The organism is Thiocapsa sp. C2-2m (assembly GCF_041903745.1).
Taxonomy (GTDB): Bacteria; Pseudomonadota; Gammaproteobacteria; order Chromatiales; family Chromatiaceae; genus Thiocapsa; species Thiocapsa roseilacustris.
Genome location: NZ_JBBWVD010000002.1, coordinates 74,350 through 95,470, shown reverse-complemented (window position 1 = coordinate 95,470; position 21,121 = coordinate 74,350). Strand labels below are relative to the sequence as shown.

Sequence of the window (21,121 nt, the reverse complement as noted above, 5' to 3'; positions counted from 1 at the left end):
CGGATGCGGCGAAACCGCGGTTCCAGCGTCTTTATGACTTCCTCGCCAGCGGCAAGCTGCAGGTCAGGGTGCTGCCCGATGCGATCTTCGGACTGATTCACGGCAAGGCCGGCGTGATCACCTTGGCGGATGGGACAAGCACCGCCTTTCTCGGCAGCGTCAACGAGTCGCTCACGGCCTGGCGTCTGAACTACGAGCTGCTGTGGGAGGATGACTCCGATAACGCGGTGGCCTGGGTGCGGGAGGAGTTCGACAGCCTCTGGCATTCGCCCTTTGCGGTCGAGCTGGCCGATGCCGTCGTGCAGGATATCCAGCGGCTCGCGGTGCGCTCCGTGATTCCGGACCTCGATGCATGGCGTGGCCAGCCCGATCCGGCGGCCGCCGTGATCGAATCGCCGGTCTATCGCAAGGAGGTCGGGCTTTGGGAGCATCAGAAGCACTTCGTGAAGATCGCCTTCGACGCGCACTTAGGCGCAAACGGGGGGCCTCACGGCGCGCGCTTTATCCTGGCGGACCAGGTCGGGCTCGGCAAGACCATCCAGCTCGCCATGGCGGCCCAACTCATGGCCCTTGCCGGCGACAAGCCGGTGTTGATCCTGGCGCCGAAGCCACTCATCTGGCAGTGGCAGGGTGAGCTGAACACGCTGCTCGACATGCCCTCGGCGGTCTGGGACGGACGCGGTTGGGTGGACGAGAACGGCATCGAGTATCCGAGTGCCGGTCCGGAATCCATCCGCACCTGTCCGCGGCGTGTCGGTATTGTCTCCACCGGCCTCATCGTTGCGGGCTCGGAGATCCGAGACTGGCTCGTCAACGGTCAATACGCGTGCTTGATCCTCGACGAGGCGCACCGCGCGCGCCGCCGCAACCTGGGTCCGGGCAAGGAATACGATCCGGCCGAGCCGAACAACCTGCTGCGCTTTCTCTGGGACATCTCGCCGCGTACGCGCAGTCTGCTGCTGGCGACCGCGACACCGGTGCAGATTCATCCGATCGAGGCGTGGGATCTTTTGGATGCGCTGGCGCGCGGCTCCGAGTCGGTGCTCGGCGGCTACGGAAGCCTATGGCGCAAACCGCGTCATGCCTTGGGTCTGCTGCTGGGTCGCGATGAACCACCGACCGAGGATGCCGATCGCTGGGCCTGGATGCGCAATCCACTTCCTCCGGCCGCCGAGGGACCGGACTACAGTGCGTTGCGACGGGCGCTGCGCCTCACCGATGCTGACCTCATGGCGACCGGCGGCAGCTTCGATCAGTTGCGCCCGCCGGACCGCGCGCGGGTCCGGCGTCTCTTCCCGCGTTTCCTCGAACAGGCGAATCCCTTCATCCGGCATATCGTGCTGCGCACCCGCGAATACCTGGAAACCACCATCGATCCGGAATCGGGCGAACCCTTCCTGAAGCCGGTCGAGGTCCGACTGCATGGCGAGCGTGACGAGGACGCCATCGCCTTGCCGCCTTTCCTGGAAGATGCCTATCACCTTGCCGAAGCATTCTGCGGACTGCTCGCCGAACGGGCCAACGCCGGTTTCTTTCGCACCCTCCTGCTGCGGCGTGTCGGCAGCACGATCGAAGCCGGACGCCGTACCGTGGAAAAACTCCTGACCGAGTGGGCCACGCTGGACGAGGACGAAGACGACGAGGGCACGCTGAGCCAGTTGCGCACCCTGACGTCGGCCGAGCGCGCCCTCTTACAGCGCTTCCTCAAGGCGCTGGAAGCGAACCAGGAACGCGACCCCAAATACCGGATCGTGCGCTCTCTGCTGCTTGAGCAGGGCTGGCGCGAGCTCGGCTGCATCATCTTCAGCCAGTATTTCGATTCGGTCCTGTGGCTCGCCAACCAGCTCACCGCGGAGATCCCCGAGGAAGAGATCGGCATCTACGCCGGCGCCCGGCGCTCGGGGATCATGCACAAAGGCGTCTTCACCGGTGCTGCGCGTGAGCTGATCAAGGAGCGTGTGCGCACCGGCGAGATCCGCGTGCTGATCGGCACCGACGCTGCCTCTGAGGGCCTCAACCTGCAACGACTCGGGACCCTGATCAACCTGGACCTGCCCTGGAATCCGTCGCGTCTGGAGCAGCGCAAAGGCCGCATCCAGCGCATCGGTCAGCTCCGGGACACCGTGGATGTCTACAACATGCGTTACGCCGGGTCCGTCGAGGATCGCGTCCATGAGCTGCTCTCGGAGCGGTTGGAGTCCATCGCCAACCTGTTCGGACAGATCCCGGATAGGATCAGGGCGGAGCTCCCGATGCAGTCCGATGCCATCAGCTCGGATCTAAGCGACCGGGAGAAAACCGCGCTCCAAGCAAGTGATTTTCGCTGCAGGTTCACCATCGAAGGGCCTGGTGACGGGCCCTGGGATTGGAACCTGGCTTCGGGAAAGGTGTTGTTCTCCCCGCGCTGGAAGCGGATGCTCGCCTATGGCAAGGCCAGTATCGACGACAGCGACGAGGAGTGGCGCCAACGTATCCATCCCGACCACATGAATCCCGTCTTGGCAACGCTGGAGGAATATCTCGCCGGCAAGACGCTGATCTTCAAGAGCGAGCACCGCCTGCGATGTCGGGATGTCGGCGAGGACCACCTCTCGGGGCAGGTCGAGCATGGCGAGGAGCCGCTCCGTGACAAACCGGAACGAGGGGTAGCCGTCGGCATCCACCTGCAACAGATACAGGCCGGCGGGTATGGCTTCGGATGGCCGGGACGATGAAGGCATGTCGACGACAGGTGGGGGCTGGGACATCAAAACGGCCGTGTGGGCGCCGCCGGCTGCTACGATTCATTTGGACCGGCAGTAGCCGTCGTGATCGCGGCTCCGAGCGTGAGTGACCAAACGATCGCCGATTCCCGCTTGCGCGGCTCTCTCACAGCGGGCAACCATTGCCAGGCCACCCGTTGTTTTGTTGAGCTGCGACGCGCCATTGGGCCTCGCCGAGCGACGACTGCTGCACGCAACATTTTCCTTGACAACAACCGAGCCTGAACGCCGTGCCCCCTATTCCGGATCCAGGTTGTACCACGGGGAGATGACCAGCTCGAAGCCGGTTTCGTACACCAGAACGCTGACTGGTCGCGGAATCACGAACTGACGCCACAGGGTATCATCCAGCATTGTCATGTCATCGGGATCCACGGAAAGGATCGGCGTGTCGACGAAATCCCCATCGTAGTAGGTCCGGTCAGCGACGCCGTCACGCCAGTAGATCCGATCATTGGCAGAGACCCAGGAGGGCTCCGGATAGACGCGCCCGGCATTCAAAATGCCGGCTTGAGTCACCAACGATCTGAAGGATGTGCCCTCATCGGCGACGACAACACTGCTTAGCCCGTCGTTGGTTTTGCCGTGTATCAGCTCCGTGCCAGGAGTAAACCAATTGACGGAATCCAGCGTCAACTCACTGGCTCTGGCATCCACGACCATGTAAGACGGGCGGCCTCCATTTTTGGTCACGTAGACGGACCACTCCGCCCGATTCCCCGACAGGAGTCCTCGCAGCCCATAAACCGCATAGATGTTCAACGAGAGATAGAGGCGAGGAGTCTCACCTTCGAGGATGGCGATCGGCGTCAAGGCAAAGCCTGGCGGTAAAGCCAAAAACTCGACAAGGTCGTCGACCTTGTCGGGGCTGATCTCGAAGTTGACAAAGAGCGAGGGCGGGTCGTCGAGAACTTCAAACTTCAGTAAGGGCTGTTCGGTTCCCTTGAACACATCAGCAGCCGATTGCCGGGTAAGCGTGCCATACATGTAGTGCTTCGCGAACCGGTGACGGTCGAATGCCGGGTCGTCGACGGGGTCTGCACCCAGCGCTCCGGCATTAGACATCAAGAGCAGACCAAGGGTAAGAACGGCGGTGAACGGTCTTTTCATCGAGAATCGCCATAAGGCCGGTAGAGCGGGGCGCCATACGCGATTAAGGTCGCAGCAAGGGCTGACGTTTTCAAGTTTGAAGTACAACGCGATCGTTCACGGGCGTCTCACATCGATCAGCCCGTCCTCGGGGTCGGCGTTCCCATCGGCAGGAGAGAGACCCGGCCCGGCTTGGTTAGACCGTCGAGAGAACCGCGAAGCAGAATCAAGGGATGCGAGGTCCGGGTGGCGGAGCCAATCATCGAGTGTCACCGAAACGTCATTGGCAGCCGTTAGATTGAGGTCCAAGGAGAACGACAGTGCATGAGGTCGACGTGATCATGAGCCGAAGAGCGATGCTTCCGAGAGTCTTAGAGCAAGAACCCTGCGCGCGCTCTCGGACCCTCGTCCTTCTATTGCGATCTAGTCTGTTCGGGTTGCTCCTGACAAGCGCCCCGACCATGATCGCCGGACCCGCCGAGGATCAGCCCATCACTTCCGAGCTCCTCACCGACCCCTATCTGCAGCACCCGACCGACGACTCGGTCGCGGTCGCTTGGATTACCGAGTTCCAGGGGCGTCGCCACTGGCTCCTGTACGGTGCCGACGTCGCGGACCTCGCAGTAGCAGACCTTGTTCGCCTCGCGGAGGATCCGCGCAGCGCCGTCGGCGCTCATCGCGCTGTCCGGGTGTCCGAGGCCGAGACCATTCGACTCTCGCGCATGCGCGAGGACGACGATTCTCGTCCTCCGGCGGATTCGCCGAACGGTCCGGTCGAACGACCACTCTGGCGGCACGTCGCGCGGGCAGACGGGCTTCGGCCGGGCGAGCGCGTCCCCTACCGGGTGCTCAGCCTCGACGACTCGGGCAGGGGGGTGCCGAGCGACGTCTACACACTCGCGCCCAAACCGCCGCCCGGCCAGGCCCTGAAGATCCTTCTGACATCGGATCACCAGACGCTCCCTATGACGCCCGCCAACCTTCAGAAGGTCGAGGAGACGGTCGGACGGGTCGATGCCGTCTTCGTTGTCGGCGATCTGGTCAATCATCCGGATCGTGCCTCCCAGTGGTTCGACGATGCCCGCGGGACCGCCTTTTTTCCGGCCCTGCAGGGTCGCGCTGCGGCCATCATCAAAGGCCAAGACGGACGCGAGACCCGCTATCGCGGCGGGCGCCTGATCCAATATGCGCCGCTCTACACGGTCATCGGCAACCACGAAGTCATGGGGCGGCCGCGGCCCGGCCGAGGTCTCGCCGACGAATACAACGCCGCGGTCCCGCGCACCGTCGCCGAAACGGCCTACGAAAGGCGTGCCGGAGAGATCAATCCGAGCGGTGATCCGGAGATCCGCGCCCGCTGGATCAAGGACAACAGCTTCAACCTCGACAGCTATCTTGAGCTCTTCACGCTGCCGGCCGACTCACCCGGCGGCGAGACCTACTGGGCCGAGACCTTCGGCGACATCCGCGTCGTCGGGCTCTACGTCACCCAGATCTGGCGTACGCCCAAGCTGGACGCCGCTCGACCGGGCCGCTATCGGGAGGTCGATCCGCTCCCGCACGACCCGCTCGACCAAGGCTGGGGGCAGCACATCTTCGAGCGGATCGACCGCGGCAGCGACCAGCTCGCGTGGCTCGAGCGCGAGCTGGCGAGTCCCGCGTTCCGCAACGCCAAGTACCGCGTCGTCTTGATGCATCACCCCATCCACGGCTTAGGCGCCAACAGCTCGCCCCCCTTTACCGATCCGGTGCGCATCGAAGAGCGCGACACGAACGGGGCACTCACGGGCGTGCGCTACGAGTATCCGCGCTCCGACGATCATCTGGTCCGGGACCTGGAGCCGCTGCTTCGAGAGGGCGGTGTGCAGCTCGTCGTCAACGGACACTCCCACCTCTGGAACCGCTTCTTCGATCGCGGGGTGCATTACCTCGAAACCTCGAATGTCGGCAACAGCTTCGGTGCCTTCCATGCGCTCGGGGGCCAAACGCGTCCGGTGCCGCCGCCACCCTGGGACCCCGCAAACGCCACCGCTCAGGGCGACCCGAACGGACTCGAGCCCATCCCGCCGAGCATCGACCCCGAAACCGACGGCGACCGGGTTCTGCCTTACATCGCGAGCGATCGGCTCACACTCTTCTCGATCCTCGACACCGCCGACGGGTCGGTCACCAGCTACGCCTTCGACACCGGCAGCCCCGATTCGGACGTCCGGATGGTCGACCAATTCGTCTTGAAGCAATAGGTTCGTGGAACGCCCCGCTCCTAAGGCGATTTCCGCAAAATTCCGTACCCGTAGGTTGTGCTGACGATAGGAGGCACAACTTGCGCCGACGGTTGGTTGTGCCTCGCACGGCTCGGCACAACCTACGCCCTTTGTGTAAGGGTCCCTGGAATTCGCCTAAGTGCGCGCCGCAAGACCCGACCCCACGCTCGCGCGCGACCGCGACAAGCGCGCCGGAAATGGCGGTCTATACTCACTGATAGCCACGGACATTCTAGGGTCAAATACGGAGCATAGAAACCGTGACGAGCCTACGCCGCCGCGACGGCGTCCGGAAGTGTTCGTAGCACCCAAGGGGTATAATCATGTTTTTGAATCAGATTTCGCGTGTTTCCGGCATGGCGCTCGGCCTATGTCTGTTGGCCGTGACGGCTCAGATACCGGCATTCGAGGCAGTGATCCAGATCGCGCCCGGGACGCTCAATATCGGCAGCTCCAGCGAGGTGGTCACCGTCCACACCGACATCGCCTATGGCGATGTCGTCGCCTACTCGGTTCAGCTCAACGGGGTACCGATCCAGAGCTGGAAGGCTGACGATCGGGGCAATTTCGTTGCCAAGTTCAATTCGGCCGCAGTCAAGTCGCTTGACGGTCTCGTGATCGGCGGAGACAACGAGCTGATTCTGATCGGTGCCACGACGGACGGCGATGCCTTTGTCGGCAGCGACTGGATACGAGTGATCGAAATCATGCCGCGCAAGCGCTGATCCAACCAGCACCCAGCAAAAAAGCCCCGCCCCGAGAAGACTCGGGGCGGGGCTTTTGTTTAGGGCTAGACTCAGAAGGCCGGGCTTACATCATGCCCATGCCACCCATGTCGCCCATGCCGCCCATACCGCCGCCGCCAGGCATCGGGGCGTCGTCCTTGGGCTCTTCGGCGATCATGGCCTCGGTGGTGATCATGAGGCCGGCAACCGACGCAGCGTTCTGAAGCGCCGAGCGGGTGACCTTGGTGGGATCCAGGATGCCCATATCGACCATGTCGCCGTATTCGCCGTTGGCGGCGTTGTAACCGAAGTTACCCGAGCCTTCGAGAACCTTGTGCAGGATGACGGACGGCTCGCAGCCGGCGTTGGCGACGATCTGACGCAGCGGCTCTTCCATGGCGCGACGCGCGATGGTGATGCCGACGTCCTGGTCGTGGTTGGCGCCGACCAGACCCTTGACCGCGGTCTGGGCACGGACCAGCGCGACACCGCCGCCGGGGACGATGCCTTCCTCGACCGCAGCACGGGTGGCGTGCAGTGCATCTTCGACGCGTGCCTTCTTTTCCTTCATCTCCATCTCGGTGGCGGCACCGACCTTGATGACGGCAACACCGCCGGCCAGCTTGGCCAGACGCTCCTGGAGCTTTTCCTTGTCGTAGTCGGAGCTGGTCTCTTCGACCTGGGCGCGGATCTGCTCGCAGCGCGCCTTGATGTCGATCTCGGAGCCGGCACCGTCGATGAGGGTAGTCTCGTCTTTGGCGACCTGCACGCGCTTGGCGGTACCCAGATCGTTCAGGGTCGCCTTCTCGAGCGACAGGCCAACCTCTTCGGAGATCACGGTCGCGCCGGTCAGGATCGCAATATCCTGCAGCATGGCCTTGCGACGGTCACCGAAGCCCGGTGCCTTGACGGCGCAGACCTTGACGATGCCGCGCAGGGTGTTGACCACCAGGGTGGCCAGCGCCTCGCCTTCGACATCCTCGGCAACGATCAGCAGCGGACGACCGGACTTGGCGACCGATTCGAGGACCGGCAGCAGCTCGCGGATGTTGGAGATCTTCTTGTCGTGCAGCAGGATGAAGGGGTCTTCCAGCTCGGCGCTCTGGCTCTGCTGGTTGTTGATGAAGTAGGGCGAGAGGTAGCCGCGATCGAACTGCATGCCTTCGACGACATCCAATTCGTTGTGCAGCGAGGTGCCGTCCTCGACAGTAATGACGCCTTCCTTGCCGACCTTCTCCATCGCCTCGGCGATGATCTCGCCGATCGACTCGTCGGAGTTGGCCGAGATGGTGCCGACCTGGGCGATCGCCTTGGACTCGGTGCAGGGCTTGGAGAGGTTCTTGAGCTCTTCCACAGCCGCCTCGACGGCCTTGTCCATGCCGCGCTTCAGGTCCATCGGGTTCATGCCGGCAGCCACGGCCTTGAGGCCTTCGCGGACCATGGCCTGTGCCAGAACGGTCGCGGTGGTGGTTCCGTCGCCGGCGATGTCGGAGGTGTGAGAAGCGACTTCCTTCACCATCTGGGCGCCCATGTTCTCGAACTTGTCGCTCAGCTCGATTTCCTTGGCGACGGAAACGCCGTCCTTGGTGACGGTCGGGGCACCGAATGACTTCTCGAGGACCACGTTGCGGCCCTTGGGACCCAGCGTGACCTTCACGGCGTTGGCGAGGATGTTGACACCATCCATCATGCGGGCACGGGCTTCACCGCCGAACTTGACGTCTTTTGCACTCATTAGTGATGATCCTTGATTCGATTCTTTGGGATTCGATGCTTTAAGGGACGCGGATTGAGCCTGCGCGGCTCGCTCGCGGGGCTTACGGTCGGCATGGATGCGGGCTTCCCGGAGGGAAGCACTCGGCATCAGCCTTCGATGACGCCCATAATGTCTTCTTCGCGCATCACCAGGAACTCGTTGCCGTCGAGCTTCACTTCGGTGCCGGAATACTTGCCGAACAGGACGCGGTCGCCGACCTTCACATCCAGCGGGCGGCTTTCGCCGTTGTCGAGGATCTTGCCCTTACCCACGGCGATGATCTCGCCCTGGATCGGCTTCTCGGTGGCGGAGTCCGGAATCACGATGCCGCCGGCGGTCGTGCGCTCTTCTTCCATGCGACGGACAACAACGCGGTCATGCAGCGGACGAATCTTCATGTGGTGGTCTCCTCGTGCGGTTGACGGGTTCGGAGCGCGGGTGAGCAGCCCGTTGCGGCCCGCTCTGTTAGCACTCATCTCAAACGAGTGCTAATAGTAGAGCCTTATCCTCGTCTGTCAAGCGCCGGAGGGTTAGACGGGCCTCAATCTTCGCGGCGGTAGTCGCCTTCGATCACCCTCGGACCCTCATCACCTGCGGGGGGCGCGCCGGGTCGGACCGGGATCACCCGGACATAGCGCCCGACGATCCAATGCCGCAGGGGCGGGACAAGCAACAAAAACCCGATCGTATCGGTCAGAAAGCCCGGAAGGAGCAGAAAGAGTCCCGCAACAAGGAGCAGTGCGCCGTCCAAGACCTCCAATGCCGGGACCTCGCCGCGGTCGGTCACCTCGCGCACCCGCATCAGCAGGCCGAAGCCTTGGTGGCGGACCAGCCAGATCCCGACGACGGCGGTAAAAATGGCCAGGGCAATGGTCGGAAATGCCCCGATCTCGGAACCGACCTGGATCATGATGTAGATCTCGATCATCGGGATTCCGATGATGATCAGCAGAAACAAAAAAGGCACGATAATAGTCTCCCGAAGTGGTCGGTCGGTCCGCGCTCGGTCGACCGAGATCCCTTAAACCTGGGTTAAACCGACAAACATTGTGGTAGAAGAAGGCCGGTCCGTTGCAGGATAGTGGAACCCCGAACCTTATGAAACGCCGCCGAGCCACCGCATGACGGCAGACCATCGCCTGATCTTCTGCACCTGTCCCGACGAGACCACGGCCGAGCGCATCGCCGAGGCCCTGGTCCATGAGCGGCTTGCTGCCTGCGCCAACCTGCTGCCGGGCGTCACCTCAATCTATCGCTGGGAGGGTCAGATCCAGCGCGATCCCGAGGTCTTGCTCTTGATCAAGACGACGACCGCGCGCGTCGCCGCATTGACCGAGCGCCTGCGCGCATTGCATCCCTACGAGATTCCGGAAATCATCGCGGTCCCCGTCACCGAGGGACTCCCCGACTATCTGAGCTGGGTAACGACATGCACCGACCACAACGACTGAGCCCCGGAATCGGGGCCGCCGTCGAACGGCGCCAAACCGCCATCGACGACACCGCCACCGAACAACAGGATCCGGGACATCGGCCATCGCCCGAAGGGTTTGCGGCGGGACGGCTCTTGGCCGTCGCCTTGACCTGGCTGCTCGTCGCCGCGGCGGCGCCGACAGCGCTGGCGGAGGACGAGTTCCTGATGCCCGATCAGGCCTTCCGCATCTCGGGCGAGGCGGACGGCCCGGACACCGTTCGGGTGCGCTGGGAGATCGCCGACGGCTACTACATGTATCAGAGCAAGTTCGGGTTCCAGACGGACACCGTCGGGATTTCGACCGGCAGCCCGCAGATGCCCGCCGGGCAGACCAAGGAGGACGAGTTCTTCGGCAAGGTCCAGATTTATCGCGACAGCGTCGAGATCCGGGTGCCGGTGACGCGCTCGACCGGGTCGGGCAACTTTCTGACCCTCGAGGCCACCTCGCAGGGCTGCGCCGATGCCGGGCTCTGCTACCCGCCGCATCGCCAGCGCCTGCTGCTCGAACTGCCGGAGATGGCTGCCGCGACGCCAGCCGCAGCCAAGACACCATCCACGACTGCGGCCGAGACCACACCCGCCGCCGAGAGTCGGTCGCCGATTCAGGGCGAGCAATCGGCGAAGGCCTTGCCGGGCTTAGGCCAATCGCTCGGCTTGGGTGCTGACGACGACATCCTCCCCGCCGAGGAGGCGTTCCTCTTCTCGGCCGAGGTCGCCGGCCCGGACCGGCTGCAACTAACCTGGGACATCGCCGAGGGGACGTATCTCTACAGCCACATGCTTGAGCTCGCGCTCGAGGACGGGAGCGAGGTCGCCATCGGGCCCTTCGAGCGCCCCGCCGGAGACATCAAGAAGGACTCGGTCCTTCCCGACGGCAGCGTCGGCGACGTCGAGGTCTATCACGACCGGGTCGATCTGACCCTGCCCCTGCTGCGCGGGTCGAGCGAGCCGACCGAGGTGACCCTGATCGCCGAGTATCAGGGCTGCGCCGAGATCGGCATCTGCTATCCGCCGCAGACGCAAAGGGTGACCTTGAGCCTGCCGGAGGCGCTGGTGACGGCCGTATTGCCGACGGCAGCAACCGCGGCCACGACGGCCGATGCGGCGCAGGCAAGCGCGCCGGCAGTCTTAGACGACACGGTCTCGGAGCAAGACCGGATCGCCTCCGTCCTCGCCAACAGCGGCGTCTGGGTGGTGATTGCGGCCTTCTTCGGGTTCGGCCTCTTGCTCGCCTTCACGCCCTGCGTCTTCCCCATGATCCCGATCCTCTCGGGCATCATCGCCGGACAGGGCCCGAACATCACCACACGCAAGGCCTTCACACTGTCGCTGGTCTATGTCCTGGCGATGGCCTTGACCTACACGGTCGTCGGCGTCTTGGCGGGGCTCTTCGGCGCGAATCTGCAGGCCGCCTTCCAGAACCCCTGGGTCCTGACCTCCTTCGCGTTGATCTTCGTGCTGCTTGCGCTGTCCATGTTCGGCTTCTACGACCTGCAGTTGCCGTCGAGCTTCCAATCCAAGCTCGCCGAGATCAGCAACAAGCAGGAAGGCGGCACCCTGATCGGTGTAGCCATCATGGGCCTGCTCTCCGCGCTGATCGTCGGACCCTGCGTGGCTCCGCCGCTCTTCGGCGCACTCATCTATATCAGCCAGACCGGGGACGCGGTGCTTGGCGGTATCGCCCTGTTCGCGCTGAGTATGGGCATGGGCGTGCCTCTGATCGCCATCGGCACCTCGGCCGGCAAGCTGCTGCCGCGCGCCGGCGGCTGGATGGATGCGGTCAAGGCGGTGTTCGGCGTCGCCCTGCTCGGCGTCGCCATCTTCATGCTCGAGCGGATCCTACCGCCGGCGGTCGCGATGCTGCTGTGGGGGCTGCTCCTGATCTGCTCCGCGGTCTACATGGGCGCACTGACCCAGCTGCCACAGGGTGCAAGCGGCTGGAGCAAGCTTTGGAAGGGGCTCGGCGTCTTCCTGCTCATCTACGGCGCGCTCATGCTGCTCGGTGCAGCGGCCGGCGGCAAAGACACGGTCCAACCGCTGCGGGGGCTCGCCCTGGGCGGTGGCGGTAGTGGTGGCGCCGCGGAGGCGGTCTTTACCACCGTGAAGACGGTCGAGGACCTCGATCGCGAGGTCGCCAAGGCAGGGGCGCTCGGCAAACCGGTCATGTTCGACTTCTATGCGGACTGGTGCGTAACCTGCAAAGAGCTGGAACGTTACACCTTCAGCGACCCGGCGGTGATCGCGGAGATGGGGCGCTTCGTCCTGCTCAAGGCCGATGTCACGGCCAACGACGCGGATGATCAGGCCCTGATGAAACACTTCGGCATCATCGGGCCACCGGCCATCCTCTACTTCGACACTGCAGGAGAAGAGCTCAAGAACTATCGCTTGGTCGGCTTCAAGCCCGCCAAGGACTTCGTCGAGCACCTGCGCCGGGCCGTGCCATGAACGCCGTTCGAGTAGGGATGGTCATTCTGCTTGCGGGCGGGATCAGCATCGGCGTCGCCGTCGTCAGCCAACGCTGGATCGACGCCCCGAAACCCGAGGCGGGATTGTCGGTCCGCCAGTCTGCGCCCCTTCAGACCTTGCCCGACTTCGGCCTGACCGACCTCACCGGCTTGGAGGCGAGCAGCGAGGCATGGGCCGGCAAGGTCGTGGTGATCAACTACTGGGCGAGCTGGTGCCCACCCTGCATCCGCGAGATGCCGCTCTTCATCCAGACACAGGAGACACTCGGCGCGGCCGGCGTGCAGGTCGTCGGCATCGCCGTGGATCGCCGTGAAGACGTCGAGGCGTTCGTCGCCCAGTACCCGGTCAACTACCCCATCCTGATGGCCACCCCGGAGGCTGTGGCCCTCTCGAAGCGGCTCGGCAACCGGGTCGAAGGACTGCCCTTCACGGTCATCTTCGACCGCCGCGGGCGCCGCGTCTTCAGTCGCATCGGCGAGGTCACGGCCGCCGAGCTCAAGGTCGAGCTCGACGCGCTGGTCAAGTCGGAGGATCGTCCGGCGCCCGACAAGGACGCGTCTTAGCTGGACAACATCGCGTAAAATCCGCACAATTCGCGCCGGTTTGCTGCCGATCCCTAAGGGACCGGCGGGTACACTGAGTCTCGGACGCGTTGGAGCACATTGACCGGATGGCGGCGATCCTGGTCCTGAACGGACCGAACCTCAACCTGCTCGGAACCCGCGAGCCGGAGCATTACGGCCGCATCACGCTGGCGGAGATCCACCAGGGCTTGGAGGATGCGGCACGGGCTCAGGGCTTCACGCTGGAATGCATCCAGAGCAACGCCGAGCATGTCCTGATCGAGGCGGTCCACCATTCCGCGCACAACGGGGTTCGCTTCATCATCCTGAATCCCGCCGCCTTCACCCACACGAGCGTCGCCTTGCGCGATGCCCTGCTCGGGGTCGGGATTCCCTTTATCGAGGTGCACCTCTCCAACGTGCACGCCCGGGAGCCGTTTCGGGCCCACTCCTATTTCTCCGACATCGCCGTCGGGGTGATCAGTGGACTCGGGGCCGAAGGCTACTTTTCAGCATTGCGCGCGGCGGCCGGTCGGCTCGCGCCGGACCTTTCCAACGAGAATCACTGACCATGGATATCCGCAAGGTAAAGAAGCTGATCGAGCTGTTGGAGCAATCCGACGTCGCGGAGATCGAGATCCACGAAGGCGAGGAATCGGTCCGCATCAGCCGGCACGGCAGCGGCGCCATGCCGATGTACATGCCTCAAGCGATGCCGATGGCCTTCGGCGCCGCGCCGGCTGCGGCGCCAGCCGTAAAGGCATCCGATGAAGAAGATGCCGAGGAGATGGAAGGCGAGGTCGTGCGCTCGCCGATGGTCGGCACCTTCTATCGTGCGCCGTCTCCCGGCTCCAAGTCGTTCGTCGAGGAAGGCCAGACGGTGAAGTCCGGCGATACGCTCTGCATCATCGAGGCGATGAAGATCCTCAACCAGATCGAGTGCGAGCAAGGCGGCATCATCAGACGGATCCTGGTGGAGAACGGTCAGCCGGTCGAGTACAACCAGCCGCTGTTCGTCATCGAATAAGGGCGGAGGGCGCTGCCCCCGTCGTCAAGCGCCGGCGCGATCCTCGATGCGCCGCGCCTCCTCCAGCAAAGACATCGCCACCATGCCTGCAATGATCGAGAAGGTCCTGATCGCCAACCGGGGCGAAATCGCGCTCCGGATCCTGCGCGCCTGTCGCGAGCTGGGCATCAAAACGGTCGCGGTGCACTCCGAAGCCGATCGCGACCTCAAGCATGTGCTGTTGGCCGACGAGTCGGTCTGTATCGGCCCGGCCGCCTCGCTGCTCAGCTATCTCAACGTGCCGGCCATCATCAGCGCGGCCGAGGTAACCGACACGGTCGCCATCCACCCGGGCTATGGCTTCCTCTCCGAGAACGCCGATTTCGCCGAGCGGGTCGAGCGCTCCGGCTTCATCTTCATCGGTCCGCGACCCGAAACCATCCGCCTGATGGGCGACAAGGTCTCGGCGATCGCCGCCATGAACAAGGCCGGTGTGCCCTGCGTGCCCGGCTCCGATGGCCCGCTCGACGACGACAAGAAACGCACCCTGGAGATCGCCCGTCAGATCGGTTATCCGGTGATCATCAAGGCATCCGGCGGCGGCGGCGGTCGCGGCATGCGGGTCGTGCATTCGGAAGCGACCTTGCTGAACGCCATTTCCCTCACCAAGGCGGAGGCCGCCGCGGCCTTCAACAACGACATGGTCTACATGGAGAAGTATCTGGAAAACCCGCGTCATGTCGAGTTCCAGGTGCTCTCCGACCAGCACGGCAACGCCATCCATCTCGGCGAGCGCGACTGCTCGATGCAGCGCCGTCACCAGAAGGTCGTCGAAGAGGCCCCCGCGCCCGGCATCACCGAGGCGCAACGCCGCGAGATCGGCGAGCGCTGTGCCGAGGCCTGCCGCACCATCGGCTATCGCGGCGCCGGAACCTTCGAGTTTCTTTACGAGGACGGCTGCTTCTATTTCATCGAGATGAATACGCGCGTGCAGGTCGAGCACCCGGTCACCGAGATGATCACGGGCGTGGACATCGTCAAAGAGCAGATCCTAATCGCCGCCGGAGAACCCCTGCGCTATGAGCAGGACGACATCGTGATCCGCGGACATGCCGTGGAGTGCCGTATCAACGCCGAAGACTCCGAGACCTTCATGCCGAGCCCCGGCAAGATCACCGAGTTCCACGCCCCGGGCGGCCCGGGCGTGCGGCTCGAAACGCACATCTATACCGGCTACACGGTGCCGCGCTATTACGACTCCATGATCGGCAAGCTGATCACCCACGGCGAGGACCGCGAGGCCGCGATTGCGCGGATGTGCAATGCGCTGCGCGAGACCGTGATCGACGGGATCAACACCAATATCAAGCTGCAGCGGTCGATCCTCAGTGATGGGGCGTTCCTCGCCGGCGGGGCGAATATCCACTATCTGGAGAAAAAGCTCGGCATGTAGGACTGAACCGCGTTTCAAGCGACATGCGATGTTGGAGGTAAAGCCGGCCTCGGCGCGATTTGATGCCTCGACTGGGCGCGGTTCAGGAAATTAAGAACACTGAGTGACTTGGACCGGCTTCGAGGCAGGTCGAATCTCGGGGCCGGATCGGACTCCGCGCAGCCATCGTGCAACGCAATTCATTTAATCTATTAATCACTTAAATCGCGTCCGCTCCAGCGCTTGTGGACTCGTGCGAGGTCGAGGGCGAATGAACACTGCGCATATTCTGCGGGACGCGATTTAAATGGGTTGGCTGCAGCTTTCGATCGAGGCATCGAAGCCGGAGGCGGAGGGGGTCATCGCGCTCCTGGAGGATGCCGGGGCGCTCTCGGTGACGCTCGCGGATGCGGCGGACGAGCCTCAGCTAGAGCCTGGGCCGGGGGAGACGCCGCTCTGGTCGCTGGTCAAGGTCTCGGCGCTGTTCGATGCGGAGCCCGAGAGCGAGGCACTGGTTGGCCGCTTGGCCGAGCAGCTGGCTCGTGAACAGCGCGCCGGCGTGACTAGCCCGCCTCTCGTCGAACGGATTGAGGATCAGGTCTGGGAGCGCGTCTGGCTCGACACCTTCAAGCCGACCCGCTTCGGTCGGCGTCTCTGGGTCTGTCCGCACGGGCAGGATCCGGATGCTCCCGAGGCCATCGCCGAGGCCGTCGTGGTCGCCTTGGATCCGGGGCTGGCCTTCGGGACCGGGCATCATCCGACCACCGCGCTCTGCCTTGAGTGGATCGATGGTACCGACCTCGACGGCAAGACTGTTCTGGATTACGGTTGCGGCTCGGGGATCCTGGCGATCGCCGCGCTGCGCTTAGGCGCTGCACGTGCAATCGCCGTCGACCATGACCCTCAGGCCCTGGAGGCGACGCGGGACAACGCACTCGCCAACGGGGTGGCCGACCGGCTCGCCATCTACGGACCCGACGAGGTGCCCGAGCTGAAGGTCGATGTGACCATCGCCAACATCCTCGCCGGGCCGCTGATCGCGCTGGCGCCTCGGCTCGTCGCGTCGCTGCGACCGGGCAGCACGCTGGCCGTCTCGGGCGTGCTTGCCGAACAGGTCGAGACGGTCCGCGCGGCCTATTCCGAGCACCTCGCGCTCACACCGACACGCCTGCGCGAGGATTGGGCGCTCATCTGCGGGACGCGCATCTAAACCGCGCCCGGTGCGGTATGCGATGTTTGTGGATGGGATCGGCCCCGGCAGACTTAACGACCGTTGGAGTCGGCGCGGTTTAAGATATTAAAAGATATTAAATTCTAAACCGCGTCTCCACAAAGGTCGGAAAAATCCTTAAGCCCGACACACAATGAAAACGACGCTTTTCACTCTGGACGCGGTTTAGGTACGGGTGATTGTTCGTAGGCCGGGGGAGCTTGCGAACCCGGGGCGGCGCCAATGCCGGAGTGCGCTCCGATCATCCCGGCCCCGTACAGGTCCGTTTCGGATCGTTTCGAGTCATCCCATGCACCCCACCTTCACCATCGGCCCACACCGATTCGAGAGCAATCTGATCCTCGCGCCGATGGCCGGGATCAGCGATCGGCCGTTCCGTGCGCTCTGTCGGCGTTTGGGTGCGGGGCTCACGGTCGCCGAGATGGTTTCGTCGAACACCGCGCTTTGGGGTACGCGCAAATCGGTGCGGCGTCTGGACTACGCGGGCGAGGCCGGTCCGGTGTCGGCGCAGATCGTCGGCGCGGATCCGCTCGACATGGCCGAAGCGGCCCGGATCAATGTCGACCTGGGCGCCGACATCGTCGACATCAACATGGGTTGTCCGGCGAAGAAGGTCTGCAAACGCGCGGCGGGCTCCGCGCTGCTGCGCGACGAGGTCCTGGTCGGGCGGATCCTGGAGTCGGTGGTCGCGTCGGTCCCTGTCCCGGTTACCTTGAAGATCCGCACCGGCTGGTCGCCCGAGACCCGCAATGCCCTGCGCATTGCGCAGATCGCGCAGGCGTGCGGAATCGCCGCCTTGACCGTTCACGGGCGCACGCGCGCCTGTAGTTATGCGGTACCCGCCGAGTACGACACGATCCTTGCCATCCGTGCAGCCGTGACGATACCGCTGATCGCCAACGGCGACATCGCGAGCCCCGAACGGGCGAAACAGGTTCTGGACTGTACCGGCGCCGATGCTATCATGATCGGACGCGCGGCCCGGGGGCGTCCCTGGATCTTCCGCGACGTCGCGGCCTACCTAACCTCGGGTACCCTGCCGGTCGAGCCGCAACGGCACTGGATCCATGCGCTCCTGCGCGAGCATCTCGATGCCTTGTATCGGTTTTACGGCGCCCATGCCGGCGTGCGGATCGCACGCAAACACATCTCCTGGTACTGCCGTCACTTACCGGGTGCAGCGGCCTTCAGAGACATCGTCAACGGGACAGAAACCCCGGCGGAGCAGTTGTCGCGGGTCGCCGCCTTCTTCGAGCAATGCCCCGAAACGGAGAATCAAGCAGCATGAATTCAGTCGCCTTCGACAGCGTATCCGAACCGACATCGACGGGGCTGCAAGTGGTGGAGGCGGGTCGCACCGATCCATTGAGCAAATGCGTGGAGGACGCCTTACGCTTCTATCTGGAGAACATGGCCGGCCATGATGTGGTCAACCTCTACGCCCTGGTGCTCGAGGAGGTCGAGCGCCCCATGTTCGAGACCGTTCTGGACCACACCAAAGGCAATCTCAGCCAGGCCGCGAAGATCCTCGGCTTGACGCGCGCCACGCTGCGCAAACGACTCGCCGCCTACGGGATCGAGCGCGCACGCTGAACCGTATCGCCGGACTTAACGCCGCCCCCCTCAGATCATCAGAACTGGATCGACCCACATGCCATCCATTCATCGCGCCCTCATCAGCGTGTCCGACAAGACCGGCTTGGCCGCCTTCGCCCGCCACTTGGCCGCCAAAGGTGTGGAGATCCTCTCCACCGGCGGGACCGCCCGACTCCTGACCGAAGAGGGCATCCCCGTCACCGAGGTCGCGGACTACACCGGTTTCCCCGAGATGATGGACGGTCGCGTCAAGACCCTGCACCCGCGCATCCACGGCGGTATCCTCGGGCGTCGCGGTGTCGACGACCGGGTGATGCGCGAGAACGAGATCAAGCCGATCGATCTGGTGGTCGTGAATCTCTATCCGTTCGAGCGGACGGTGGCCGATCCGGCCTGTGATCTCGCCACGGCCATCGAGAACATCGACATCGGCGGCCCGACCCTACTGCGCGCCGCGGCCAAGAACCATGGGAGCGTCACCGTGGTGGTCGATGCGGCCGATTACCCGCGTATCGCCGCCGAGATCGCCGCGCACGGCGGCGTGAGCGAGGCAACGCGTTTCGATCTGGCGGTCAAGGCCTTCGAGCACACCGCCCGCTACGACGGCGCCATCGCCAACCATCTGGGCGCACGGCTCGCGACCGATGTCCCCGGCGCCTTCCCGCGCACCCTGAGCCTGCAGCTCGGTCGCAAGCAATCCATGCGCTACGGCGAGAATCCGCATCAGAACGCGGCCTTCTATGTCGAGCACGGCGACCTGGAAACCAGCATCGCCACCGCCAGCCAGATCCAAGGCAAAGAGCTGTCCTACAACAACATCGCCGATACGGATGCGGCGCTCGAGTGCGTGAAGCAGTTCTCCGAGGGCCCGGCCTGCGTCATCGTCAAGCACGCCAACCCGTGCGGCGTCGCCCTGGGCGCCAACCTGCTCGACGCCTACGAGCGCGCCTACAGCACCGACCCGGAATCGGCCTTCGGCGGCATCATCGCCTTCAACGGCGAGCTCGACGGCGAGACGGCCCGAACCATCGTCGAGCGTCAGTTCGTCGAGGTCATCATCGCGCCGCGCGTCACCGCCGAGGCAAGCGAAGCGGTCGCGGCCAAGAAGAATGTCCGGCTGCTCGAATGCGGCGAGTGGGACAGCGAGCTGGTGCATCGACTCGACTTCAAGCGGGTCAACGGCGGACTCCTGGTCCAGGATGCGGACCTGCGTCTGACCGAGTCGCTGAAGACCGTCACCGAGCGCGCGCCGAGCGAGCAGGAGCTGGCCGACCTGCTCTTCGCCTGGCGGGTCGCCAAGTTCGTCAAATCCAACGCCATCGTCTATGGCCGCAACGCCATGACCATCGGTGTCGGCGCCGGCCAGATGAGCCGTGTGAACTCCGCACGCATCGCCACCATCAAGGCCGAGCAGGCGGGCCTCGCGGTCGCCGGTGCCGTCATGGCCTCGGATGCCTTCTTCCCCTTCCGCGACGGGATCGACCAGGCCGCGGCGGTAGGCATCACGGCCGTGATTCAGCCCGGCGGCTCGATGCGCGACGAGGAGACCATCGCCGCGGCCAACGAGCACGGGGTCGCGATGGTCTTTACCGGGATGCGTCATTTCAGGCATTAAACCGCGTCCGGCCTCACGAACGCGGTTTTCGTTTCGGATCGCCCTCGGAGCGGCTGATCCACGCCGGAGTCGACGCGGTTTAAGATATTTTAATTTTTTTACCAACAGTGGTTGTGGAATGCTGGCGCCCGTTGAGATGCGAACTCATCCGGAATGTGTCGGCGCGAGTCACGGACGATGAGCGACTACACATTAGGGGCGGACTCCAAGACTCACACAGGACGCGGTTCAATGGGCATCCATGCGAGTGCCATCATCGAAGAGGGTGCCGAGCTGCATCCCTCCGTCAGTGTCGGCCCCTATTCGATCATCGAGTCCGGGGCAGTCATCGGCGAAGGCTGTCGGGTCGAGTCCTGCGTGCGGATCTACGGCGCGACGCGGATGGGTGCGCACAACCGGGTCTGTCACGGGGCGACGCTCGGCTCGGAGCCTCAGGATCTCGGTTTCAAGCCGGAGCTGGCGCGGCCGCTGGTAATCGGCGATTACAATCACTTCAAGGAAGGGGTGAACATCAGTTGCGGCATCAAATCCGAGGCTGGGACCCTGATCGGCAGTCACAATTATTGGATGGCCTTCTCGCACGCGGGCCATGATTGCATCGTCGGGGATCACAACATCTTCGCCAACACGGCCACGCTCGCCGGCCATGTCGAGGTGGCGGATCGGACCTTCCTCTCGGGTCAGGTCGCCGTGCATCAATTCTGTCGGATCGGCGCCTATGCGATGGTCGCCGGGGTGACGGGTGTCGCGCAGGACGTGCCGCCGTTCGCCTTGGTCGATGGCCATCGAGCGCGCATCGTGGGGCTCAACGTGGTCGGCTTGCGCCGCGGCGGTTTTTCGCAGGAGCAGCGCACGCGCATCAAGGCCGTCTATCGGCTGGTCTTTCGCTCGGGTCTGCGCGCGGGCGAGGCGTTGGCCCGTGCCGAGCAGGAGTACCCCGGACCCGAGACCCAAGCCATCGTCCAATTCATCCAGTCGAGCCGACGCGGCGTCGTCTCGTTTTAAACCGCGTCCAGAACGAAATGCTGATTCGTGAGTGAGATCGACATTTGCTGCATCTACGACCCTTAGCCGGGACGTGGTTTAAAATAATTTATTGTTTAATAGTTTAAACCGCGCCGGCTCCAGCGCTCGTCGAA

Annotated in this window: 18 protein-coding genes; 14 read left to right on the top strand and 4 right to left on the bottom strand. The window is 64.0% G+C overall.

What is annotated here, in order from left to right; genetic code table 11:
* Positions 1–68: 68 nt before the first annotated feature.
* Entirely contained in the window at positions 69–2,714 is a 2,646-nt protein-coding gene (locus AADX97_RS01835) for a helicase-related protein (RefSeq protein ID WP_374231865.1), read from the top strand.
* A 285-nt stretch (positions 2,715–2,999) separates the two neighbouring features.
* On the opposite strand, the gene AADX97_RS01830 is transcribed toward AADX97_RS01835, so the two are convergent.
* On the bottom strand, positions 3,000–3,872 hold the full coding sequence (locus tag AADX97_RS01830) for a hypothetical protein (RefSeq protein ID WP_374231864.1): 873 nt from the start codon (positions 3,870–3,872) through the stop codon (positions 3,000–3,002).
* Between the two features lie 440 nt (positions 3,873–4,312).
* Between AADX97_RS01830 and AADX97_RS01825 the strand changes: the two genes are divergently transcribed.
* Positions 4,313–6,094, top strand: a complete 1,782-nt coding sequence (locus AADX97_RS01825; RefSeq protein WP_374231863.1) for a metallophosphoesterase — start codon at positions 4,313–4,315, stop codon at positions 6,092–6,094.
* A gap of 344 nt (positions 6,095–6,438) precedes the next feature.
* The gene (locus AADX97_RS01820; protein ID WP_374231862.1) at positions 6,439–6,840 is read left to right on the top strand and encodes a hypothetical protein; all 402 of its coding nucleotides are present in this window, start codon (positions 6,439–6,441) and stop codon (positions 6,838–6,840) included.
* A gap of 85 nt (positions 6,841–6,925) precedes the next feature.
* Here AADX97_RS01820 and groL read toward each other — a convergent pair whose 3' ends face one another.
* From groL to AADX97_RS01805, 3 genes are all read right to left on the bottom strand, one after another.
* Positions 6,926–8,575 carry a chaperonin GroEL gene (gene groL, locus AADX97_RS01815; protein ID WP_374231861.1) on the bottom strand — a complete coding sequence of 550 codons (1,650 nt, stop codon included), beginning with the start codon at positions 8,573–8,575 and terminating at the stop codon, positions 6,926–6,928.
* A 128-nt stretch (positions 8,576–8,703) separates the two neighbouring features.
* Positions 8,704–8,994, bottom strand: a complete 291-nt coding sequence (gene groES, locus AADX97_RS01810) for a co-chaperone GroES (protein ID WP_374231860.1) — start codon at positions 8,992–8,994, stop codon at positions 8,704–8,706.
* Between the two features lie 143 nt (positions 8,995–9,137).
* A complete protein-coding gene (locus AADX97_RS01805) occupies positions 9,138–9,563 on the bottom strand; it encodes an FxsA family protein (RefSeq protein WP_374231859.1) in 426 nt (141 codons plus the stop codon).
* 154 nt (positions 9,564–9,717) lie between these two features.
* Here AADX97_RS01805 and cutA point away from each other — a divergent pair, with 154 nt between their 5' ends.
* The 11 genes from cutA to lpxA all read left to right on the top strand — a co-directional run bounded on the left by cutA (position 9,718) and on the right by lpxA (position 20,987).
* Positions 9,718–10,047 carry a divalent-cation tolerance protein CutA gene (gene cutA, locus AADX97_RS01800; RefSeq protein WP_374231858.1) on the top strand — a complete coding sequence of 110 codons (330 nt, stop codon included), beginning with the start codon at positions 9,718–9,720 and terminating at the stop codon, positions 10,045–10,047.
* Positions 10,026–12,518 carry a protein-disulfide reductase DsbD gene (locus tag AADX97_RS01795; RefSeq protein ID WP_374231857.1) on the top strand — a complete coding sequence of 831 codons (2,493 nt, stop codon included), beginning with the start codon at positions 10,026–10,028 and terminating at the stop codon, positions 12,516–12,518. The genes cutA and AADX97_RS01795 overlap by 22 nt, the downstream gene beginning before the upstream one ends.
* A gap of 17 nt (positions 12,519–12,535) precedes the next feature.
* Positions 12,536–13,102: a TlpA family protein disulfide reductase gene (locus tag AADX97_RS01790; RefSeq protein ID WP_374231856.1), complete on the top strand. Its 567-nt coding sequence runs from the start codon at positions 12,536–12,538 to the stop codon at positions 13,100–13,102.
* Between the two features lie 107 nt (positions 13,103–13,209).
* Positions 13,210–13,671, top strand: a complete 462-nt coding sequence (gene aroQ, locus AADX97_RS01785; RefSeq protein WP_374231855.1) for a type II 3-dehydroquinate dehydratase — start codon at positions 13,210–13,212, stop codon at positions 13,669–13,671.
* Positions 13,672–13,673: 2 nt separating this feature from the next.
* The gene (gene accB / locus AADX97_RS01780) at positions 13,674–14,129 is read left to right on the top strand and encodes an acetyl-CoA carboxylase biotin carboxyl carrier protein (RefSeq protein WP_374231854.1); all 456 of its coding nucleotides are present in this window, start codon (positions 13,674–13,676) and stop codon (positions 14,127–14,129) included.
* Positions 14,130–14,220: 91 nt separating this feature from the next.
* Positions 14,221–15,561, top strand: a complete 1,341-nt coding sequence (accC, locus tag AADX97_RS01775) for an acetyl-CoA carboxylase biotin carboxylase subunit (RefSeq protein WP_374232036.1) — start codon at positions 14,221–14,223, stop codon at positions 15,559–15,561.
* 286 nt (positions 15,562–15,847) lie between these two features.
* A complete protein-coding gene (gene prmA, locus AADX97_RS01770) occupies positions 15,848–16,750 on the top strand; it encodes a 50S ribosomal protein L11 methyltransferase (RefSeq protein WP_374231853.1) in 903 nt (300 codons plus the stop codon).
* A 310-nt stretch (positions 16,751–17,060) separates the two neighbouring features.
* Positions 17,061–18,059 carry a tRNA dihydrouridine synthase DusB gene (gene dusB / locus AADX97_RS01765; protein WP_374231852.1) on the top strand — a complete coding sequence of 333 codons (999 nt, stop codon included), beginning with the start codon at positions 17,061–17,063 and terminating at the stop codon, positions 18,057–18,059.
* The gene (locus AADX97_RS01760; protein WP_374231851.1) at positions 18,056–18,364 is read left to right on the top strand and encodes a helix-turn-helix domain-containing protein; all 309 of its coding nucleotides are present in this window, start codon (positions 18,056–18,058) and stop codon (positions 18,362–18,364) included. The genes dusB and AADX97_RS01760 overlap by 4 nt, the downstream gene beginning before the upstream one ends.
* Positions 18,365–18,422: 58 nt before the next feature.
* Positions 18,423–19,982, top strand: coding sequence for a bifunctional phosphoribosylaminoimidazolecarboxamide formyltransferase/IMP cyclohydrolase (gene purH / locus AADX97_RS01755; RefSeq protein WP_374231850.1), 1,560 nt, complete (start codon positions 18,423–18,425; stop codon positions 19,980–19,982).
* Positions 19,983–20,213: 231 nt separating this feature from the next.
* Positions 20,214–20,987, top strand: a complete 774-nt coding sequence (gene lpxA, locus AADX97_RS01750; RefSeq protein ID WP_374232035.1) for an acyl-ACP--UDP-N-acetylglucosamine O-acyltransferase — start codon at positions 20,214–20,216, stop codon at positions 20,985–20,987.
* The last annotated feature ends 134 nt before the right edge of the window (positions 20,988–21,121 follow it).